Below are 19537 nucleotides of genomic sequence, written 5' to 3'. Positions count from 1 at the left end.
GAGCGCCGCCCCCGCCAGGGGGGCGGCGCTCCGTTGTGTCCTGGATCACATCGCCTTCGGACAACCGATCCCGTCCCGCGGTGGTCACAGTCCGCGTGAAGAACAGCACCTCCCGGGCCTGGGCCGGGCTCGTTCCCGTTTTGACCGCTCCCGCCGTCCCGCGACGACGCGGTGCGGCGCTCGCCCTGCTCGCGGCGGTGGCGCTGGCGCCCGGCTGCGCCGCCGAAACCGCCCCCGCCCCGTCCCCCGCCGCGGCCTCCTCCGCGTCCGTCCCCTCCGCGTCCGCTTCGACGGGCACGCAGGACCCCGCGGCGGAGCCCACCCCGGTCTCCACGCCCGCGGCCACCCCCGAGCTCTTCGGTACCGAGTTCCAGGCCGCTCCCGAGCACGACTGGAGCAGGGGGCGGCCGCCGCCCTTCGAGGGCATCCTGCGGGGCTGGCTCACCGACGTGGACGACAACGGGGTGGCCGAGTACCGGCCCATCCGCTTCGTCCAGCGCGACGGCGAGGACGGCCACTTCGACGGTCCCGAGGAAGGCGACGTGGTCCGCTACCTGGCGCCCATCGCCGAGGACGTGCGGTTCCTCGCGGACAGCGGCTGCGACGGCGCGTCGCAGACCTACGACAAGGCCACCGGCCTCGGCACCGAGAGCTGCTCCCGCCAGACGCTGATCGACAACGTCAGGGAGGCCGCCTCCCTGACCGGGGTCGAGGGCCTCCACCGGCCGGCCCTGATCACCACCGAGAACGGCAGGATCACCAAGGTTGTCGAGATCTTCTGGCAGGGCGGAGGCTGACCGGGACCGCCGATCCCGGCGCCTCCGCGTCACCCGCGCCCGGCGGGAGCCGGGCGCGGGCCGTGTCCGCCCCTGTCCGCGCTTAGCCGCTCACAGCCCGGGGCATAAGCCGTACGACCGAAAACCCCATGATCCCTCCCGCGAGAGGGGTTCGGCGAATAGTGTGAGGCAATGGATCGTCGCATCTTCGGGCTTGAGAACGAGTACGGCGTCACCTGCACGTTCAGGGGGCAGCGGCGGCTGTCACCCGACGAGGTAGCGCGTTATCTATTCCGCCGTGTCGTCTCCTGGGGCCGATCGAGCAACGTCTTCCTGCGCAACGGGGCACGCCTGTATCTCGACGTGGGCAGCCACCCCGAGTACGCCACCCCCGAGTGTGACAACGTCGTGGAGCTCGTCACCCACGACAAGGCGGGCGAGCGCATCCTGGAGGGCCTCCTCGTCGACGCCGAGAAGCGTCTCCGCGAGGAGGGCATCGCCGGGGACATCTACCTGTTCAAGAACAACACCGACTCCGCGGGCAACTCCTACGGCTGCCACGAGAACTACCTGGTCGGCCGGCACGGCGAGTTCGGCCGCCTGGCCGACGTGCTGATCCCGTTCCTGGTCACCCGGCAGATCATCTGCGGGGCGGGCAAGGTGCTGCAGACCCCGCGGGGAGCGGTCTACTGCGTCTCCCAGCGGGCCGAGCACATCTGGGAGGGCGTCTCCAGCGCCACCACCCGGTCGCGCCCGATCATCAACACCCGCGACGAGCCGCACGCCGACGCCGAGCGGTTCCGCCGCCTGCACGTCATCGTCGGCGACTCCAACATGAGCGAGACGACCATGCTGCTCAAGGTCGGCGCGACCGACCTGGTGCTCCGCATGATCGAGGCGGGCACCGTGATGCGTGACCTGTCCCTGGAGAACCCGATAAGGGCCATCCGCGAGGTCTCCCACGACATGACCGGGCGGCGGCGGGTCCGGCTGGCCAACGGCCGCGAGGCGTCCTCGCTGGAGATCCAGGAGGAATACCTCTCCAAGGCCCGCGACTTCGTCGACCGCCGCGGTGGCGACGAGATCAGCCACCGGGTGCTGGAGCTGTGGGAGCGCACCCTCAACGCGGTCGAGACGGGCAACCTCGACAAGGTCGCCCGCGAGATCGACTGGGTGACCAAATACCAGCTGATCGAGCGCTACCGCAAGAAGTACGACCTGCCGCTGTCGAGCCCCAGGGTCGCCCAGCTCGACCTCGCCTACCACGACGTGCACCGCCGCCGTGGCCTGTTCTACCTGCTGCAGAAGCGCGGCGCGGTCGAGCGGGTGGCCTCCGATCTGAAGATCTTCGAGGCCAAGTCGGTGCCGCCGCAGACCACCCGGGCCCGGCTGCGCGGTGAGTTCATCCGCAAGGCGCAGGAGAAGCGGCGCGACTTCACCGTCGACTGGGTGCACCTGAAGCTCAACGACCAGGCGCAGCGCACCGTGCTGTGCAAGGACCCCTTCCGCAGCGTCGACGAGAGGGTGGACAAGCTCATCGCCGGAATGTGACGGTCATACTTCGGCAAGCTCGTCCCGGCCTTACCTCCTCCGTACGCCGGGACGGGTAGTGTGGCGCGAACCTGACGTCTGCTTGAGGGATACCTATGCGCCGCCGCAGCATGGCCGTACTGGCCGCAGTTCCCCTGATGTTCGCCGCAGCATGTGGCTCCGGCGGAGGCGTGGCCACCGGCGCCTCCAGTCCCGCCAGCAGCAGCGGGGTCACCGAGCTGCAGGTAACCGGGCAGGCCGGAGCCAAGCCGACCGTCGCCTTCCCGACCAAGGTCGTCGAGACCTCCTCCTACAAGGTGCTCACCCCCGGCACCACCGGCGAGGCCGCCAAGCTCGGCACCAGCGTGATCGCCAACTTCACCGTCTTCACCTGGGACGGCAAGGAGAACAAGATCGCCGGTTCGACCTACGACGAGGGCGGGCCGCAGGTCATCACGCTCAACGAGCAGGTCCCGGAGATCCTCCGCAAGGGCTTCGCCGAGACCAAGGGCGGCGGCAGGTTCATGTCGGTCGTCGCCAAGGACGCGCTGCCCGCCGAGCAGCAGGCGCAGGCCCCTCCGGGCCAGTCGCAGGTCTTCGTGGTCGACGTGGTGGGCGTCCCCCAGGCCAAGGCCGCCCAGGGCACCGCGACCGACCCCGGCGTCGACGGGATCAAGGTGGAGAACCCCGGTGGCGACGCCGCGCCGAAGCTCACCACCAAGACCAAGAAGAAGGCTCCCAAGGAGCTCGTCGCCAAGACCGTGATCAAGGGCACCGGCCCCGAGGTCAAGACCGGCCAGTCGATCCTGGTGCAGTACGCCGGGAAGATCTGGGGATCGGACGTCGAGTTCGACAGCAGCTGGTCCCGCGGCGCCCAGCCGATCATGTTCCCGATCGGCTCCGGCAAGGTCATCAAGGGCTGGGACCAGGGCCTGGTCGGCGTCCCGGTCGGCAGCCGGGTGCTGCTGAGCGTCCCGCCGGACCTCGGTTACGGCAAGGCGGGCAGCGGAGAGAAGATCAAGGGCACCGACACCCTCGTCTTCCTGGTCGACGTGCTGGGCGCCTACTGATCCCGCCAACCCGCTGATCCGGCGTTCCGTCTCCGGCGAGGCCCACCGGGCCGTCGCCGGGGCGACCCGCCCCATCCGGAGCCCGGCCGTGCGCGCACGGCCGGGCTCCGTGCTTTCCCCGTGCTTTCCCGGTGCTTTCCCGGCCGGGTGCCCGGTCCGCGCGATCGTGCCGCCCGGGTCCGCGCACGAGCCGGGCGGCCCGCCGGGCGAGGGCCGGCCTCCGGGGGCCGCGGCCTACAATCCGGGCTGTGAGCGGCGACGACCTTGACACGGTGGCGGTACTTCACGACCCGGTGCGCCGGGCCGTCTACGACTATGTGGCCTCCCGGGGCCAGGACGTGGGGCGCAACGAGGCGGCCGAGGCGGTGGGGGTCCAGCGGACCCTGGCCGCCTTCCACCTCGACCGGCTCGTCGAGGCGGGCCTGCTCGAGGCGGGGTTCCGGCGGCTGACGGAGCGGACGGGACCCGGCAGCGGCAGGCCGGCGAAGGTCTACCGCAGGGCGCCGGGGGAGTGGCAGGTCAGCGTGCCGGCCAGGGACTACCGCACCCTCGCCCTGGTGCTGGCCGAGGCGGTCGAGCTGCTCGGCGGGGACGAGCGGGCCGAGCAGGCCGCCCGGCGCGCGGGGGCCCGGTCCGCGGGGGAGGGCGAGGATCTCGCCGGGGTGCTGCGGCGGCGCGGATACGAGCCGTACGAGGAGGACGGCCGGATGCGGCTGCGCAACTGCCCGTTCCACGTGCCGGCCGAGGAGCATCCGCTGCTGGTCTGCTCGATGAACCTGGAGCTGTGCCGCGGGCTGCTCGACGCGCTCGGGCGGGACGCCTCGGCGGCCAGCATGGACCCGCGCCCCGGGGAGTGCTGCGTCACCTTTTCTAAAAACAATGAAGATTGACATAGAAGGATCGGGGATGATCTGCTGTGTCCATGCATCTGGCCCAGCTGAACGTCGCCCACCCGCGCGCGCCCAAGGACTCCCCGGAACTGGCCTCCTTCATCGCGGGCCTCGACCCCATGAACCGGCTGGCCGAGGCCGATCCCGGCTTCGTGTGGCGGCTCAAGGGGGGTGACGGACCCGAAGACCTGATCGAGCACGAGTACGGCGACCACCTGATGATCACCTTCTCCGTGTGGAGGTCGCGCGACGCGCTGTGGAACTACGTCTACCGCAGCGGCCACCTGGCGTTCCTGCAGCGGCGCAGGGAGTGGTTCCTGCGCATCGCGGAGCCGTACTCGGTGATGTGGTGGATCCCCGAGGGGCACGAGCCGACGCTCGCCGAGGGGATGGAACGCCTGGAGAGGCTGAAGGCCGAGGGCCCCACGCCGGAGGCCTTCACCTTCAAGGAGTTCTACGACAGCAGCGAGGCCGCGTGGCGCCCGGCGGCGGCCGAGGCCAGGAAGTAGGCCAGGTCCTCCTCCAGCCCCCGGCCCATCGTCGACAGCCGCACCGGAGACCCCCGCAGCGCCTCGTGCAGCCCGTCCACCGGCACCTCGACCAGCTCGTGCCGCGCGGCGAGCGGGCGCGACTGCTCGGCCACCCGCCTGCCGAAGTCGCCGGGCAGCACGGGCACGGCGATCTGGGCCGGGGCGAGCGCCACCCGGCCGTAGGCGGTCAGCGAATGGTGCGACACGCCGATGTGGCGCTCGCGCAGATCGCCCTCGCTGACCCGCAGCGCCGCGACCGGGCGGCCTCCCAGGACGGCGGCGGCGTTGACCGCCTCGCCGGCCGAGACGCCGGAGAAACCCCAGCGGGTGCCGCTGCCCAGGTTGCCCGGCCCCTGCGTGACGATCGCGACGTCGGCCTCCAGGACGTGCCTGGCCGCCAGCAGGCCGGTGTGCGGGGTCACCACCTCCACGTCGCCGCCGAAGGCCTGGCCCGCCGTGACGACCCCGCACAGCCAGCCGGTCTCCCGCAGCCGCGCGCACGACATGGAGAACCAGGCGGGCAGCGCGCCCCCGTCGAGCATCACGTAGGCGACCCTGACGGGCTTTCCGCGCTCCCGGCCGCCGGATCCGCCCGCGGTCTCCCCGGCCTCGGACGGGTTCCGGCCGCCGGATCCGCCCGCGGATTTCCCGGACCCGGGCGGGGTGGTGCCGTACAGGCCGCAGAGGATCGCGGGCAGGGCCGAGTGCAGGTCAGCGACGATCACCGGCATGCCGTCCACGGAGTCGGCGTCGCGCAGGACCTCGTGGAAGGGCGAATCCTGCTCGTCCGCGCCGAGGACGGTGGCCTGCAACGGGGTGTAGCGTGCCTTCACCAGGTGTCCGGGGCCTTGAGGATCTTGTGGCAAACGGTCGGGAACAGCCACCACCATGGCGTAGCCTCCCGTACCGAGACCCATCGCGAGCGCGGTCGTGTTGAGCAGCACCACGTCACCGGGCTCCGGGCGTCCCACCAGGGCCGGGTAGGCGAGCGCGCGCGCCTCACCGTCCTCGGTGGTCACGTCGAGTTCCACCGCCCCCGGCCACTCGCGCCGGACCCGTACGACCTCGCCCCTGCGCCATCTGATCACGGGGGAAGGGTAGCGTCACTCGAACAGGGAGGAGGCCGGATGTCGCGCCGGAAGACCGAGCGGCTGCTCAATCTCGTGATCTGCCTGCTGGCCACGCGGCGGCCGCTCAGTGCCGAGCACATCCGCCAGGCGGTGCCGGGCTACGACGCCGACAACGACGAGGCCTTCCAGCGGATGTTCGAGCGGGACAAGAACGAGCTGCGGGAGATCGGCATCCCGATCGAGGTCCACAAGGACCCGTGGGAGGAGGATCCGGGCTACCGGATCGTCCGGTCGGCGTACGAGCTGCCGGAGATCACCCTGGAGCCCGACGAGGCCGCCGTGGTGGGCCTGGCGGCCCAGGTGTGGCAGCGGGCCAGCCTGGCCGAGGCGGCCAGCGGGGCGCTGCTGAAGCTGCGCGCCGGGGGCGTGCAGACCGACGAGGCCCACGGGGTGCTCGGCGGGGCGCTGGAGCTGCGCGTCGACACCCAGGACCCGTCCTTCCCCGCCCTGTGGGAGGCCGTGCGCGACCGGCGCGCGGTCCGGTTCGCCTACCGGGCGGCGGCCAGCCAGAACGTGCTGACCCGCACGGTGGAGCCGTGGGGCGTCGTCAGCCGCCGGGGCCGCTGGTACATGGTCGGCCACGACCGCGACCGGGACGCGCCGAGGGTCTTCCGGCTCAGCCGGATCAGCGGCACGGTCACCACCGTCGGCCGCCCCGGCGCCGTGGTGGTGCCCGAGGGCGTCGACATCAAGTCCATGGTCGGCTTCAGTGACGCCGCCGTCCGCGAGCGTACCGCCCTCATCCGGGTCAGGCGGGACACCTGCCAGGGGCTGCGCCAGGTGGCGAAGGCGGTGCGGCCCGCCGGCGACGGCTGGGACGAGCTGGACGTCGACTTCACCGACGCCGGCCGGCTGGCCGGGTGGATCGTGGGCTTCGCCGCGGACGCCGAGGTGGTCGGCCCGCCGGACGCCCGCGACGCGGTCATCTGCCGCCTGAAGGGAGCACTCGCGTGAGCACGGCCGATCGCCTGCCCAGGCTGCTGGCACTGGTCCCCTACCTGATGTCGCACCCCGGGGCCCAGGTGCCCGAGGTCGCGAAGATCTTCGGGCTGAGCGAGAAGCAGCTCATCGACGACCTGCAGCTGGTGTGGATGTGCGGGCTGCCCGGCCACACCCCCGGCGACCTGATCGACGTGTCGTGGGACGGCGGGGAGATCGTCATCGACAACGCCGAGACCATCGCCCGCCCGCTGCGGCTGGGCGTTGACGAGGCCAGCGCCCTGCTGGTCGCGCTGCGCCTGCTCGCCGAGATGCCGGAGTTCGGGGAGCGCGACGCGCTGGCCCGGGTCATCGCCAAGTTCGAGCAGGCCTCGGGCGAGGGCGCCGCGGCGGTCAGCAGCCAGGTCGCGGTGGAGGTCGACGCCGCGCCCGACGCGCTGCCCGTCGTCAACGAGGCGCTGCGGAGCCGCAGGCGGCTGTCGCTGCGCTACTACGTGCCGGGACGCGACGAGATCACCCCGCGCGAGGTCGATCCGATGCGCCTGGTCGTCGTGGACGGCCGCCCCTACCTGTCGGGCTGGTGCTACCGGGCCGAGGCGGTCCGGCTGTTCCGGCTGGACCGGATGCTCTCCGTCGACGTGCTCGACGTGCCCGCCGACCCGCCGGAGGACGCCGTGGCCGACGAGGTGACGCCCGGGGTGTTCCGGCCCTCGCCGACCGACGAGCTGGTGGAGCTGGAGCTGACCGCCGCGGGCCGCTGGGTCGCCGAGTACTACCCGTGCGAGCGGGTCGAGGAGCTCGGCGAGGGCCGCGTGCGGGTGGCCCTGCGGGCCAGGGACCAGGGCTGGCTGGTACGCCTGGCGCTGCGCCTCGGCGACACCGGCAGGGTGGTCTCGCCCGCCTCGCTGGACGCGAGCGTCCGGGCCGCGGCCACCGCCGCGCTGAATCGTTACGAGTCGGTTTCCTGACGTGTCTCCTGACGCACGGAGCTGGAGTCTCCCGACATGAGCTGGATCATCGCCGCGATCACGCTGACCCTCGCCGGGCTCGCCGTCCTGGCCTTCCTCGCCGTCCGCGTGCTGCGCGCGGCCGCCGAGCTGGGCCGCGAGGTAGACCGCACGCAGGGGAGGCTGGAACCCGTTCGCGTTCTGTTCGGCGAGCGTACGGCGATCGTACGGAGGCAAAGGGATGAGTCTGTCTCCAAGGGAGCGTACGATCGGGACCAAGAGACTGCACGTCGCCCGGCGTAAGGATGTGTAATGCCCAACCTCGGACCCACTGAGCTGATCATCATCGGCCTGATCCTGGTGCTGCTCTTCGGCGCCAAGAAGCTGCCGGAAGCCGCCCGCGGGCTCGGCCGGTCGCTGCGCATCTTCAAGTCGGAGACCGCCAAGCTCCGCGACGAGGACGAGCCGCAGACCACGACCGCCACGGTCGTCCAGGCGCAGCCCCAGCCCCCGGCCCCGGCTCCGCAGCCGATCCCGGCCGCGACCCAGGCACCGGCGCCGAGCGCCGAGGAGGAGGCCCGCCGCCTCGAGGAGCAGGCCGCCCGGCTGCGCGCCCAGGCCGGAGCGCCCAAGTCGCAGTGATCGGCGGTAGCCTGAAGATCTACCCTGATCATCCGACTCGTCACCCCAGGATTCGCGAATGGCGCTGCTGAAGTGGCCCAAACCGGGCCGGAACGGGGCGGCACCACCGCCCGCCGAGGCGGGCGACGGCCGCATGCCGCTCATGGAGCACCTGCGCGAGCTGCGTAACCGGCTGGTCATCGCCCTGCTCGGTCTGGTCGCCGGCATCATCGTCGGTTTCATCTTCTTCGACCCGATCTGGTCTTTCGTGTCGGCCCCCTACTGCGGGCTTCCCCAGGCGCAGGAGCTGCGGCCGGGTCAGTGCACGATGCTGATCCTCGGCGTCTTCGACTCCTTCTTCGTGAACCTCAAGGTCGCGGCGATGTTCGGCCTCGTGGTCTCGTCGCCGGTCTGGCTGTGGCAGATCTGGGGCTTCGTCACCCCGGGCCTGTACCGCAACGAGAAGCGCTACTCGATCCTGTTCATCATGCTGGCCGTGCCGCTGTTCCTCGCGGGCGCGGCGCTGGCCTACTTCGTGATGGACACGGGCCTGTCGATCCTGCTGGGCTTCGCCCCTCCGGGAACGCTGACCGGCATCACGATCGACGAGTATCTCGGCTATGCGCTGATCATGCTCATCGTGTTCGGCATCTCCTTCGAGCTGCCGCTGCTCATGGTGTTCCTGAACATCATCGGGGTGCTGCCGCACGCGCTGGTGGCCAAGCACCGCCGCATGGTCATCTTCATCATGTTCGTCTTCGGCGCGGTCGCCACCCCCGGTGGCGACCCGTTCACGATGATCGCGCTCGCCCTGCCGATGGTGGTGCTGTTCGCCCTGGCCGAGGGGTTCATGTACCTCAGGGAGAGAAGGCAGTCCAAGGGTGAGGACTTCTCCCACCTGTCCGACGACGAGGCCTCCTCGCTCGACGACGACCTCTCGCCCCTGGGCGACGTGGCCCCCGTCGGCGACCCGGCTCCTATCGATTCGAGAACGACCGACACCGATCCCGGCAGATAGGGGATAAGTTCCGGTCTGTGCCCGCAGAGATCGCAGTCCTCGTCAACCCCGCCGCCCGCGGCGGCCGTTCACGGGGACTGCTCTCCCCGGTGCTCGACCGCCTGAGGCAGGGCGGGCGCGAGGTCTCGGTGATCCTCGGAGACTCCGCCTCCGACGCCCTGGAACGCGCCTGCACGGCCGTGGCCGAGCAGCCGGAGGCGCTGGTGGCCTTCGGCGGCGACGGCCTGGTCCACCTGGCTCTCCAAGCGGTCGCGGGCAGCGGCGTGCCGCTGGGCGTCATCCCGGTGGGCACCGGCAACGACATCGCCGCCGCGCTCGGCATCCCCCTGAAGGCGCCGCTGGCCGCCGCCGACACCGTGCTGCGCGGGCGGGTGCGCACGGTCGATGCCGCGAAGGTGGGCGAGGACGAGTGGTTCGCCGGGGTGCTGGCCTGCGGTTTCGACTCCCGGGTCAACGAGCGGGCCAACACGATGACCTGGCCGCCCGGCATGGCCAGGTACCTGGTGGCCCTCGCCGAGGAGCTGCGCTCCTTCCGGCCCATCCCGTTCAGGATCGACCTGGACGGCGAGATCGTCGAGCGTGAGGCGATGCTGGTCGCGGTCGGCAACACCTCCTCCTACGGCGCCGGCATGCGCGTGTGCCCCGGTGCCGTCCCCGACGACGGCCTGCTGGACGTGACGATCCTCGGCGCCATCCCCAAGGGGGAGTTCCTGCGCGTCTTCCCCCGCGTCTACCGGGGCTCCCACGGCGCCCACCCCGCCGTCACCATGCGCCGCGCCCGCCGGGTGACCCTGGAGGCGCCGGGAGTGATCGCCTACGCCGACGGCGAGCGGGTCGGTCCCACCCCGCTGACGTGTGAGGTCGTCCCCGGCGCGCTGTCGGTCCTCGTCTAGGGGCCGCCCGGCGTCCGCCGGCGCCGTCCGAGCCCGTCCAGGACGGCGGAGCCCGGCAGAAAAGGGGGGACGGACCGGAATCCCGATATCGGTAGGCTGGACACATGACGACCCCAGCGGAACGATACGCTGCCTTCCGTCAGAGCCAGGCCGAGAGCGGGCCGGCGCTGACCTCGTTCCGCGGTCTGTACGACTTCGAGCTGGACGACTTCCAGCTCGACGCCTGCCGGGCGCTGGAGGCGGGAGACGGGGTCCTCGTGGCGGCCCCCACCGGTTCGGGCAAGACCGTCGTGGGTGAGTTCGCGGTGCACGTGGCCCTGGAGGAGGGCCGCAAGTGCTTCTACACCACCCCGATCAAGGCGCTGTCCAACCAGAAGTACAACGACCTGGTCAAGCGGTACGGCACGGACAAGGTGGGCCTGCTCACCGGTGACAACAGCGTCAACGGGGAGGCCCCGATCGTCGTCATGACGACCGAGGTGCTGCGCAACATGCTCTACGCCGGATCCTCCACCCTGGCGGGGCTCGGCTTCGTCGTCATGGACGAGGTCCACTACCTCGCCGACCGGTTTCGCGGCGCGGTCTGGGAAGAAGTGATCATCCACCTGCCCGAGTCGGTGCGCCTGGTCGCCCTGTCGGCCACGGTCAGCAATGCCGAGGAGTTCGGCGAGTGGATGGGCGAGGTCCGCGGCGACACCAGCGTCATCGTCGACGAGCACCGCCCGGTCCCGCTCTGGCAGCACATGCTCGTCGGCAGCCGCATCTACGACCTGTTCGTCACCGGCGACGAGGACCGGCGCCCCCAGATCAACCCGAACCTCCTGCGCATCGCCAGGGACGAGGAGCGGCAGGCGTACGGCAGGGGGCGGCGCGGCTACTCGCGGCCCCGCAGGAACGGCCCGCCGGACCGGGCCGCGGCCATCGAGCGCCTGGACGCCGACGCCCTGCTGCCCGCGATCACCTTCATCTTCTCCAGGGCCGGCTGCGACGCCGCCGTCATGCAGTGCCTGCACGACGGCATCCGGCTCACCACCGACGCCGAGCGCCACGAGATCCGGCAGATCGTCGACGAGCGCACCGCGCACCTGCCCGACGAGGACCTGGGCGTGCTCGGCTACCTGGAGTGGCGCGACGCCCTGGAGCGCGGCCTGGCCGCCCACCACGCGGGCATGCTCCCGGCCTTCAAGGAGGTCGTCGAGGAGCTGTTCACCCGGGGCCTGGTCAAGGCCGTGTTCGCCACCGAGACCCTCGCGCTGGGCATCAACATGCCCGCCCGCTCCGTGGTGATCGAGAAACTCGACAAGTGGAACGGCGAGACCCACGCCGACCTCACGCCCGGCGAGTACACCCAGCTCACCGGACGGGCCGGGCGCCGCGGCATCGACGTGGAGGGCCACGCGGTCGTCCACTGGCAGCCGGGCACCGACCCGCTCCAGGTCGCCGGCCTGGCCAGCACCCGCACCTACCCGCTGCGCTCCAGCTTCCGACCCTCGTACAACATGGCGGTCAACCTGGTCGGCCAGGTGGGCAGGGAGCGGGCCAGGACCCTCCTGGAGTCCTCGTTCGCGCAGTTCCAGGCCGACCGGGCCGTGGTCGGCATCGCCAAGCAGGTGCGCCGCGCCGAGGAGGCTCTGGAGGGCTACCGCCAGGCGATGACCTGCCACCTGGGCGACTTCGAGGAGTACGCCGCGATGCGCAGGGCCCTGTCCGACCGGGAGGCCGAGCTGTCGCGCCAGCGCGGCGCGGCCCGCAGGACGCAGGCGCTGCGCTCGCTGGAGGCCCTCAAACCCGGCGACATCATCAGGGTCCCCGGCGGGCGCCGCGCGGGTCTCGCCGTCGTCCTCGACCCCGGCCTCAACTCCAGGGGCGAGGGCCCGTCCCCGCTGGTGCTGACCATCGGCAAGCAGGTCAAGAAGCTGTCGCCGGCCGACTTTCCCGTCCCGGTGGAGCCGGTCGAGCACCTGCGCATCCCGAAGAACTTCAACGCCCGCTCGCCCAAGGAGCGGGCCAACCTGGTCTCCTCCGTGCACGCCAAGATCGGCGACCGCGACTTCGGCAAGCCCGTCAGGGCGCGCGACCACGCCGCGGAGGACGACGAGATCACCCGCCTGCGCCGGGAGATCCGCCGGCACCCCTGCCACGGGTGCGACGAGCGCGAGGACCACGCCCGCTGGGCCGAGCGCTACTACAAGCTGCTCCGCGAGACCGAGGGGCTGCGCCGCCGGGTCGAGGGCCGCTCCCACGTCATCGCCCGCACCTTCGACAAGGTCTGCGGGGTGCTCGACCAGCTCGGCTACCTCGACGGCGAGAGCGTCACCGCCGAGGGCCGCCGCCTGGCCCAGCTCTACACCGAGCTGGACCTGCTGACCGCCGAGTGCCTGCGCGCGGGGCTCTGGAACGACCTGGACCCGGCCGAGCTGGCCGCGTGCGTGTCGTCACTGGTCTTCGAGTCGCGGCAGGCCGACGACGCCCGCCAGCCCAGGATCCCCGCGGGAGCGGCCCAGAAGACGCTGGCGGACATGGTCCGCCTCTGGGGCGAGCTGGAGTCGATCGAAGGCGACCACGGCCTGTCGTTCATCAGGGAGCCCGACTTCGGCTTCGCCTGGGCGGCCTTCCGCTGGGCCAAGGGCCACACCCTGGACGCCGTGCTCCGCGACGGCGTCGCCGGCTCGGAGCTGGCCGCCGGAGACTTCGTCCGCTGGACCAAGCAGCTGCTCGACCTCCTCGGCCAGATCTCCGACGCGGCCCCGGCGGGGAGCAAGGTCAAGCAGACCGCGGGCAAGGCGATGGACTCCCTGCGGCGCGGGGTGGTGGCCTACTCGTCCCTCACCTGATCCCGGTCCCCGGCCTGGGCCGTCTTCGGTCCCGGCCGGGCGGTTCGCCAGGCCCCGCCGGGTGCGGCGGGGCCGGACGGAGCCGGACAGGACTCCGCGAGGGGGCTCAGGCCAGGCTGAAGCGGACCTCGCGGGAGGTCGGGTCGGCGCGCGTCAGCCGCACGCGTACGGTCTCTCCCAGCGGGAGCCCCTCGCCGTCGCAGCGGGCCACCACCGCCGGGTCGGTGACCTGCACCTGGCCCCACGGCCGGTCCTCGGCCACGTCGATCACCACGGCCTCGAACGTCTGGCCCACCCGTTCGCGCAGCACGAAGGCCTCCACCAGGTCCACGCACGCCCGCTCGACGCCGCCCGCGCGGCGCCCGGTGGCGTGCATGATCTCCGGCAGCTCGCCCATGGCCCGCTGGACGTCCTGCGGCACCGGCTCGCCCGCCGCGACGGCCAGGCAGATCTCCGTGGCGTAGCGGTCGATGAGGCGGCGCAGCGGGGCGGTCACGTGCGCGTACGGCGCGCCCACGGCGGCGTGCTCCGCCTGCGCGGGCGGCTCGCCGTTGAAGGCGACGTATCCGGCGCCGCGCAGCAGCACCGTCGACTCCTGCAGGAACGCGGCCTGCTCGGGGATCTTCGGGTCGAGGGAGTGCACGACGTCGCCGTACCCCGCGCCCTCGGGCCAGGGCACGCCGAGAGCGGCGGCCACCCGGCGCACCTGGGCGATCCTCTCCGCCGGGGCGGGCGGCAGCACCCGCAGCAGGCCGATCTCGGCGTCCAGCATCATGGCGGCGGCGGCCATGCCCGTCAGCAGCGAGATCTGCGCGTTCCACGCCTCGGCGTCCAGCGGGGCGCGCAGCTCCACCCGGTAGCCGTCACCGTCGGGGACGACCTCCTGGTCGGGGGTGGGCAGCGTCACGCCGCCCCTGGCCCGCTCCTGGGCCAGCCTGAGCCGGCCGATCTCGGCCAGCAGCCGCAGCGTGCCGTCGGCGGTGCCGGTGTCGATGGCGGCCTGCGCGTAGTCGTAGTCGAGCCGCTCGCGGCTGCGTACCAGCGCCCTGGTCACGTCCGCGCCCACGATCAGGCCTTCGGCGTCCAGGTCGACGCACCACAACGCGGCGGGCCGCGTCACGCCGGGCAGCAGGCTCGCGGCGCCCTCGGACAGGACGGGCGGATGCAGCGGCACGCGCCCGTCGGGCATGTAGACCGTCTCGCCGCGGGCGCGGGCCTCGGCGTCGATCGCGCCGCCGGGCCTGACGAACGCCCCGACGTCGGCGATGGCGTACCAGACGCGGTAGCCGCCGGGCTGCTCCTCCAGGTGCACGGCCTGGTCGAGGTCCATCGCTCCCGGGGGGTCGATGGTGATCAGCGGCAGATCGGTCCGGTCGAGCCGGGGCAGGGCGGGCACCTCGGCGACCCACTCGGCCTCGTCGATCACCGCCCGGGGGAAGCCCTCGGGCAGTTTCATCTCACGACGGATCCGTTCGAAACCGTCGTCGAGCCGCGGATGGGACGCTCCGGGCACCCGGATGCTCTTGTGAGGCACAGGGAGCAACCTACCGGCTCCCGGCGGGCCACCCCACCGGCCGGCCGGGGCGATGCCGGCCGGCGCGGCCGGGGGCCAGGTCAGAGCGCGGAGGTCAGGCGCTCCAGGGGCCCGGAGAGGCCGTAGCGCTCGCTCAGCGCCGCCAGGGCCTCCGGGTCCCGCGGCTTGGCGGGAAGCGCGATGTCGACCTCGGGGAGGGGGGCGTCGCGGGCGACCTGGACCACGCCGGGGGCCGCCCGCAGGTACTCGCGGGCCGCCGAAAGCTTGGCGCGCTGTCCGGCGGTCAGGTCACCGGCTCCCTCGCCCCCGTCGGCGGCGCGCAGCAGGGCCTCCAGCGAGCCGAACCGGGTGATCAGGGCCGCCGCGGTCTTGTCGCCCACCCCCGGCACGCCCGGCAGCCCGTCGCTGGGGTCGCCGCGCAGGGTGGCGAAGTCGGCGTAGGAGCGGCCGGGGATGCCGTACTTCTCGGCGACGGCGGCCTCGTCGACCGCCTGGAGGTTCTTGACCCCCCTGGCGGTGTAGAGGATCCGGACCGGACGGGAGTCGTCGACCAGCTGGAACAGGTCGCGGTCGCCGGTGACGACGTCGACCTGGCCGCTCGCGCGCGCGGTGAACGTGCCCATCACGTCGTCGGCCTCGTAGCCGGGCACGCCGACGCGGGCGATGCCCACCGCGTCGAGCACCCGCTCGATCACCGGCACCTGCGGGGCGAGCGTGTCGGGGGTCTCCTCGGCGCCGCCCTCGGCGACCCGGTGGGTCTTGTACGTCGGGATGGCCGCCACCCGGAAGGCCGGGCGCCAGTCGGCGTCCATGCAGGCGACGAGCTCGGCGGGGGAGTGCCGCCGGATCAGCATGGCGATCATGTCGATGACTCCGCGCACCGCGTTGACGGGCATCCCGTCGGGCGCGGTCATCGACTCGGGGATGCCGTAGAAGGCACGGTAGTAAAGGGAGGGGGTGTCGAGAAGCATCAGGCCGGGCATGGCGACCATTTAACCAATCAGCCGAGTACCCCGATCGCCAGAACGCAGGTGTCGTCCTCGGGGTTGGGTCCGCCGATCACCTCGATGAGCCGGTCGAGCCCGTCGTCCAGATCGCCCCTCAGCAGGGCCGCGGCCTCCATGGTCAGCGCCAGGCCCTCGTCGATGTCGCGGGTGCGCCGCTCCACCAGCCCGTCGGTGAACAGCAGCAGGAGATCGCCCTCCCGCAGCTCGACCCCGGCCAGCTCGTACGGCTCGTCGGGGGTGGCGCCCAGCAGCACCCCGGCGGGCGGGTCGAGCTGGGTGGCCGTGCCCTCGCGGACCAGGATCGGCGCCGGATGCCCCGCCTGCCCCCAGGTGAACGTCCTCGTGGCCGGGTCGAGGTGGCCGACGACCGCGGTCGCCGTCGTCTCGGGCATCCGGTGCAGCACGAGGTCGTTGAGCCAGGCCAGCAGCCTGTCGGGGGAGTGGCCGGTCATCGCGAGGCCGATCAGGGCGTGGCGCAGCTGGGCCATCTGGGAGATCGCGGCCATCCCGTGCCCGGACACGTCGCCGATGGCGAGCAGCACCCTGCCGTCGGACAGGGGAACGGCGTCGTACCAGTCGCCGCCCAGGCCGGGCTTGACCCCCGCCGCCACGTAGCGGACCGCGATGCGCGCGTGCGGCAGGTCGATGGTGTCGCCCAGCCCCGGCATGATCGCCTCGCGCAGTGCCACGCTCATGTCGTGCTCCTCCGCGGCCTGCTCGCGGACCCGCAGCAGCTTGCTGCGCGACTCCGACATGATCCGCTCGGCGCGGCGACGGCAGGTGATGTCCTGCACGACGCCGTGCACGGCGGGATGCCCGCCGTGCACGACGAGGTCGAACGCGGCGCGCAGGTGCCGGAGCTCCCCGTGGCGGCGGATGCGGAACTCGGCCTCCCCGGCCTCGGCCCGGTGCACGACGGACCACAGCAGCCGGTCGAGGTCGGGCCGGTCGGCCGTCTCGACGTGACCGGGCAGGTCGCGCAGGTGGATCGGGCCGTCACCGGGGGCGCGGCCGAATATGGTGTACGCCTGGGCGGACCAGGTGGACTCTCCGGTCTGGAGATTCCACTCGGCCCAGCCCATCTCGCCCAGGCGCTCCGCGTGTGCCAGGCGTGCGGTGAGGAGTTGTCGCTCCACGGCCATGTGCTCGTCCGGCTCGCCGCGCAACCGCTGCACCATCTCAGCGGCGGTCGACGGGGCCTGACCGGTCACATGGTCGTTTCGTGGGTGGAGGGGTGGCTGGTGGCCGCCCACTACGCCGACCATGTAGCTCGCTCTCGAAATGTGTGGCTTTACGGATATTTTGCCAACAAAATGTGATCGTACTTCAACAGATTGTAGTGGCGGAGTCGCCTTCGTGCCTTCCTTTCCCGGACTTTCGGTTTCCGGGGCCGGCCCGGATGCATGGTCGTTCCGCCCGGGATTAGATTGGTCGTCGTGACGACGGAGCCCTCTGACCTCTATCCCGTGACCCGCCTGGCCGCCGCCCGCGAGGCGGCCGCCGCCGCCGGGCTCGACGCGCTGCTGCTCACCCCCGGTCCCGACCTTCGCTACGTGACCGGTTACGAGGCCCTGCCGCTGGAGCGGCTCACCTGCCTGGTGCTTCCGGCCGAAGGCGAGGCGTTCCTGATGGTGCCCCGCCTGGAGCTGCCCGCGGCCGAGCACTCCCCGGCGTCGCGGCTCGGCGTCGAGTTCGTCCCCTGGGACGAGACCGACGACCCGTACGCGGTCGTCGGCAAACGTCTGGGCGCGGTCCGCAGGGTCGGCCTCGCCGACCGGATGTGGGCGATGCAGTCGCTGCGCCTGCGCGACGCGATCCCCGGCGCGGAGCAGGTGCTCGCCGGGACCGTCCTGCGCGGGCTGCGGATGCGCAAGAGCCCGGCCGAGGTGGCGGCGCTGCGCGCGGCGGGCGCCGCGATCGACGCCGTCCACGCCCAGGTGCCCGACTTCCTGCGGGCCGGCAGGACCGAGCGGGAGATCGGCAGGGACATCGCCGAGGCGATCATCGCGGCGGGCCACTCCACCGTCGACTTCGTCATCGTCGGCTCCGGGCCCAACGGCGCCAGCCCGCACCACGAGCTGTCGGACCGCGTCGTCCGGGAGCGCGAGCCGATCGTGGTCGACATCGGGGGCCAGATGCCCGACGGCTACTGCTCCGACTCCACGCGCGTCTACGCCGTCGGCGAGCCCCCGGCCGGCTTCCTGAAGTACTACGAGGTGCTCAGGCGGGCCCAGCAGGCGGCCTGCGACGCCGTGGCCCCCGGGGTGACGTGCGAGGCGGTCGACGCCGCCGCGCGCGACGTGATCGCCGCCGAGGGCTACGGCGACTACTTCATCCACCGCACCGGCCACGGCATCGGCCTGGAGACCCACGAGGAGCCCTACATCGTCGCGGGCAACACCGAGCCGCTGGCGCCCGGCTTCGCCTTCTCCGTCGAGCCGGGAATCTACCTGCCGGGGGCCCACGGCGCCCGCATCGAGGACATCCTCGTCTGCACCGACGAGGGCGGCGAGCGGGTCAACCACCGCCCTCGCGAGCTGGTGGTCGTCTAGGCGGTCTCGTTCGGATCGGCCGGTCGTCGGTCCGCCCGATGATCCCCGCAAAATCGATCAGCCCCAGGTGAGCGGGTCGAGATGGAGGTAAAAGCGCAGACGGTCGTGGTCCAGGGCGATGCCGTACCTCTCGGCGAACGCCGCGTCCGCGGCCCGCCCCCGCTCCTCGTCCTCCCATGTCTCCCGCGCGTTGGCGAGCAGCAACGCCAGGTCGGCGTGGCGGTCGGCCTGTCCGAGGCGGCCCAGGTCGACGAAGCCCGACACGTCCAGGGTCCGCGGGTCGAGGATGATGTTGGGCAGGCACAGGTCCCCGTGGCAGACGACCGTGTCGGCGGCCTCCTGCTCCCGTCGCCGTGGCACCTGCCGGGTGAGGCGGTCCAGCAGTTCCCCGGGGGGCGTGTGCCGCTGCTCGACGGGGAGAAACCCCGGGTTGACGGCGTCACGGGCCACGACGCCGCGCGCCACGGCGACCATGGCGTCCAGGTCCCGGCGGAACGGGCACTGCGGCACCGGCACCTCGTGCAGTCGGCGGACCGCGTCCGCGATGCGTTCCCAGGCGGCCCGTAGGTTCTCGGCGGGCACCTGATCAGCAGATATGCCGGGAACGGCGCTGGTCATCAGGCAGGCGCCCACGTCGCCGGAGTGCCAGTCGAGCACTCGGGGACCAGGTACACCCTGATCGTTCAGCCATGCGATCCGGTCACGCTCGGCCTTCAGGTCGGCCGCATCAGCGGCAGGCACGCATTTGGCATACCGGGTGGCGTCCGCGTCGCGAAAGACGGCGGCTCCGGACTCGCCCGCGGTGACAGGCGACCAGTCGCCACCCACGCCGAGCAGCGCCGGCGGCATGGCCCGAGGTCCGGAATGATCACTCATGGCGGCCACTTTAGCCAGCTCGGCACATCGGCCCGGGACCGCGGGACCTCTGCCGCCACCACGTACCCGGCGTACGGCAAGGCGTGATCCGCACGAAACGGCCTGGAAGGCCACTGAAGATCTTGTTCCTGTGGCGGTGCTCCCGGTCGGCCGTGGTTCGCGCGGCGGGCGGCCGACGCACCGGCCGGTGGAGAACGCCCCGCGCCGCGGGTTTCGCCGCGGTGACACCACCGACGGAACGTGGTGCCCGGCCGGGCGGGTCACGGTGCTGTCGGCGGTGTCACCACGGTGATCCCGCTCCCCCGGCACCGAGCACATGGCACGAGATCGGCACCGGGGGCGTGAGGGCTGCGCCGCGGATCCGCGGATCCGCGGTCACGTCGAGACGAC

18 protein-coding genes are annotated in these 19537 nt (G+C 72.3%); 13 read left to right on the top strand and 5 right to left on the bottom strand.

Annotation, left to right across the window (positions count from 1 at the left end; translation table 11 throughout):
* Positions 1-80: 80 nt before the first annotated feature.
* From ACTOQ3_RS20000 to ACTOQ3_RS19980, 5 genes are all read left to right on the top strand, one after another.
* On the top strand, positions 81-797 hold the full coding sequence (locus ACTOQ3_RS20000; RefSeq protein WP_440084880.1) for a hypothetical protein: 717 nt from the start codon (positions 81-83) through the stop codon (positions 795-797).
* 171 nt (positions 798-968) lie between these two features.
* Complete coding sequence (pafA, locus tag ACTOQ3_RS19995; protein WP_030904553.1) at positions 969-2327, top strand: Pup--protein ligase; 1359 nt, start codon at positions 969-971, stop codon at positions 2325-2327.
* A 95-nt stretch (positions 2328-2422) separates the two neighbouring features.
* Entirely contained in the window at positions 2423-3376 is a 954-nt protein-coding gene (locus ACTOQ3_RS19990; RefSeq protein ID WP_440084879.1) for an FKBP-type peptidyl-prolyl cis-trans isomerase, read from the top strand.
* 248 nt (positions 3377-3624) lie between these two features.
* Complete coding sequence (locus tag ACTOQ3_RS19985) at positions 3625-4266, top strand: helix-turn-helix transcriptional regulator (protein ID WP_440084878.1); 642 nt, start codon at positions 3625-3627, stop codon at positions 4264-4266.
* Between the two features lie 32 nt (positions 4267-4298).
* Positions 4299-4775: a DUF3291 domain-containing protein gene (locus tag ACTOQ3_RS19980; RefSeq protein ID WP_440085036.1), complete on the top strand. Its 477-nt coding sequence runs from the start codon at positions 4299-4301 to the stop codon at positions 4773-4775.
* Here ACTOQ3_RS19980 and ACTOQ3_RS19975 read toward each other — a convergent pair.
* The gene (locus ACTOQ3_RS19975) at positions 4721-5884 is read right to left on the bottom strand and encodes a DUF3866 family protein (RefSeq protein ID WP_440084877.1); all 1164 of its coding nucleotides are present in this window, start codon (positions 5882-5884) and stop codon (positions 4721-4723) included. The genes ACTOQ3_RS19980 and ACTOQ3_RS19975 overlap by 55 nt on opposite strands.
* Before the next feature lie 39 nt (positions 5885-5923).
* Between ACTOQ3_RS19975 and ACTOQ3_RS19970 the strand changes: the two genes are divergently transcribed.
* The 7 genes from ACTOQ3_RS19970 (at position 5924) to ACTOQ3_RS19940 (ending at position 13178) form a co-directional block, all read left to right on the top strand.
* Positions 5924-6880, top strand: a complete 957-nt coding sequence (locus ACTOQ3_RS19970) for a helix-turn-helix transcriptional regulator (RefSeq protein WP_440084876.1) — start codon at positions 5924-5926, stop codon at positions 6878-6880.
* Positions 6877-7833, top strand: a complete 957-nt coding sequence (locus tag ACTOQ3_RS19965; protein ID WP_362686156.1) for a helix-turn-helix transcriptional regulator — start codon at positions 6877-6879, stop codon at positions 7831-7833. Before ACTOQ3_RS19970 ends, ACTOQ3_RS19965 begins: the two co-directional genes overlap by 4 nt.
* A 36-nt stretch (positions 7834-7869) precedes the next feature.
* Positions 7870-8115, top strand: coding sequence for a hypothetical protein (locus ACTOQ3_RS19960; protein WP_440084875.1), 246 nt, complete (start codon positions 7870-7872; stop codon positions 8113-8115).
* 9 nt (positions 8116-8124) lie between these two features.
* Positions 8125-8454, top strand: coding sequence for a Sec-independent protein translocase subunit TatA (gene tatA, locus ACTOQ3_RS19955; RefSeq protein ID WP_440084874.1), 330 nt, complete (start codon positions 8125-8127; stop codon positions 8452-8454).
* A 58-nt stretch (positions 8455-8512) separates the two neighbouring features.
* On the top strand, positions 8513-9451 hold the full coding sequence (gene tatC / locus ACTOQ3_RS19950; protein ID WP_440084873.1) for a twin-arginine translocase subunit TatC: 939 nt from the start codon (positions 8513-8515) through the stop codon (positions 9449-9451).
* 17 nt (positions 9452-9468) lie between these two features.
* Positions 9469-10344: a diacylglycerol/lipid kinase family protein gene (locus tag ACTOQ3_RS19945; protein WP_440084872.1), complete on the top strand. Its 876-nt coding sequence runs from the start codon at positions 9469-9471 to the stop codon at positions 10342-10344.
* 104 nt (positions 10345-10448) lie between these two features.
* Positions 10449-13178, top strand: a complete 2730-nt coding sequence (locus ACTOQ3_RS19940) for a DEAD/DEAH box helicase (RefSeq protein ID WP_440084871.1) — start codon at positions 10449-10451, stop codon at positions 13176-13178.
* Positions 13179-13284: 106 nt separating this feature from the next.
* Here ACTOQ3_RS19940 and ACTOQ3_RS19935 read toward each other — a convergent pair whose 3' ends face one another.
* The 3 genes from ACTOQ3_RS19935 to ACTOQ3_RS19925 all read right to left on the bottom strand — a co-directional run bounded on the left by ACTOQ3_RS19935 (position 13285) and on the right by ACTOQ3_RS19925 (position 16897).
* Positions 13285-14712, bottom strand: coding sequence for an RNB domain-containing ribonuclease (locus ACTOQ3_RS19935; RefSeq protein WP_440084870.1), 1428 nt, complete (start codon positions 14710-14712; stop codon positions 13285-13287).
* An 80-nt stretch (positions 14713-14792) separates the two neighbouring features.
* Positions 14793-15695: a 5'-3' exonuclease gene (locus tag ACTOQ3_RS19930; RefSeq protein ID WP_440084869.1), complete on the bottom strand. Its 903-nt coding sequence runs from the start codon at positions 15693-15695 to the stop codon at positions 14793-14795.
* A gap of 17 nt (positions 15696-15712) precedes the next feature.
* Complete coding sequence (locus ACTOQ3_RS19925; RefSeq protein ID WP_440084868.1) at positions 15713-16897, bottom strand: PP2C family protein-serine/threonine phosphatase; 1185 nt, start codon at positions 16895-16897, stop codon at positions 15713-15715.
* Between the two features lie 258 nt (positions 16898-17155).
* Here ACTOQ3_RS19925 and ACTOQ3_RS19920 point away from each other — a divergent pair, with 258 nt between their 5' ends.
* Positions 17156-18271, top strand: a complete 1116-nt coding sequence (locus tag ACTOQ3_RS19920) for a M24 family metallopeptidase (protein WP_440084867.1) — start codon at positions 17156-17158, stop codon at positions 18269-18271.
* Positions 18272-18328: 57 nt separating this feature from the next.
* On the opposite strand, the gene ACTOQ3_RS19915 is transcribed toward ACTOQ3_RS19920, so the two are convergent.
* Positions 18329-19147 (bottom strand): APH(3'') family aminoglycoside O-phosphotransferase, encoded by an 819-nt coding sequence (locus ACTOQ3_RS19915; protein WP_440084866.1) that lies wholly within the window; start codon positions 19145-19147, stop codon positions 18329-18331.
* Positions 19148-19537 lie beyond the last annotated feature (390 nt).

It is taken from the genome of Streptosporangium sp. LJ11, assembly GCF_051918945.1.
GTDB lineage: Bacteria > Actinomycetota > Actinomycetes > Streptosporangiales > Streptosporangiaceae > Streptosporangium.
The sequence above is the reverse complement of the archived record's forward strand: the minus strand, read 5'-3'. Positions and strand labels throughout refer to the sequence as shown.

Excerpts from the sequence above, each read along its gene's own strand:
- tatA (WP_440084874.1), top strand. The coding sequence starts at position 8,125 with ATGCCCAACCTCGGACCCACTGAGCTGATCATCATCGGCCTGATCCTG.
- ACTOQ3_RS19930 (WP_440084869.1), bottom strand. The coding sequence starts at position 15,695 with ATGCCCGGCCTGATGCTTCTCGACACCCCCTCCCTTTACTACCGTGCC.
- pafA (WP_030904553.1), top strand. The coding sequence starts at position 969 with ATGGATCGTCGCATCTTCGGGCTTGAGAACGAGTACGGCGTCACCTGC.
- ACTOQ3_RS19970 (WP_440084876.1), top strand. The coding sequence starts at position 5,924 with ATGTCGCGCCGGAAGACCGAGCGGCTGCTCAATCTCGTGATCTGCCTG.
- ACTOQ3_RS19990 (WP_440084879.1), top strand. The coding sequence starts at position 2,423 with ATGCGCCGCCGCAGCATGGCCGTACTGGCCGCAGTTCCCCTGATGTTC.
- ACTOQ3_RS19940 (WP_440084871.1), top strand. The coding sequence starts at position 10,449 with ATGACGACCCCAGCGGAACGATACGCTGCCTTCCGTCAGAGCCAGGCC.
- ACTOQ3_RS19925 (WP_440084868.1), bottom strand. The coding sequence starts at position 16,897 with ATGGTGCAGCGGTTGCGCGGCGAGCCGGACGAGCACATGGCCGTGGAG.
- ACTOQ3_RS19960 (WP_440084875.1), top strand. The coding sequence starts at position 7,870 with ATGAGCTGGATCATCGCCGCGATCACGCTGACCCTCGCCGGGCTCGCC.
- ACTOQ3_RS19915 (WP_440084866.1), bottom strand. The coding sequence starts at position 19,147 with ATGAGTGATCATTCCGGACCTCGGGCCATGCCGCCGGCGCTGCTCGGC.
- ACTOQ3_RS19980 (WP_440085036.1), top strand. The coding sequence starts at position 4,299 with ATGCATCTGGCCCAGCTGAACGTCGCCCACCCGCGCGCGCCCAAGGAC.
- tatC (WP_440084873.1), top strand. The coding sequence starts at position 8,513 with ATGGCGCTGCTGAAGTGGCCCAAACCGGGCCGGAACGGGGCGGCACCA.